The sequence below is a fragment of the Phytobacter sp. V91 genome (assembly GCF_965644225.1).
Classification (GTDB): Bacteria; Pseudomonadota; Gammaproteobacteria; order Enterobacterales; family Enterobacteriaceae; genus CBFFRJ01.
Map to the genome: position 1 here is coordinate 1 of NZ_CBFFRJ010000353.1, position 279 is coordinate 279.

General features: G+C 51.3%; 1 protein-coding gene. It reads left to right on the forward strand.

The window, feature by feature from the left end:
* Window positions 1–55: 55 nt before the first annotated feature.
* Window positions 56–279 (forward strand): helix-turn-helix domain-containing protein (locus tag ACSZO4_RS25990; protein ID WP_437891948.1); only part of this gene is annotated, 224 nt, incomplete at its 3' end.

Here is a 279-nt window from a genome sequence, read left to right on the forward strand (position 1 = left end):
CGGTTAGCGGCTGATAAGCTATCCTGCTCTTCCGACCAAAGATGAGCGAGTAACTATGAAATACCAGCAACTAACCGCAGGGCAACGATACCAGATATCGGTGCTGCGTGATGATAATTTATCTTGCCGTGAGACAGGCATCCGTATCGGAGTCAGTAAGTCTACTGTATCCCGTGAACTCAGACGTAACGGTGTTCCTGAATGCTATGCCCCGGAGAATGCGCAGCGTCTTTGTGAGCAGCGACGTATGACGGCTGCAAAGCGGTCGGTGAGTCAGAA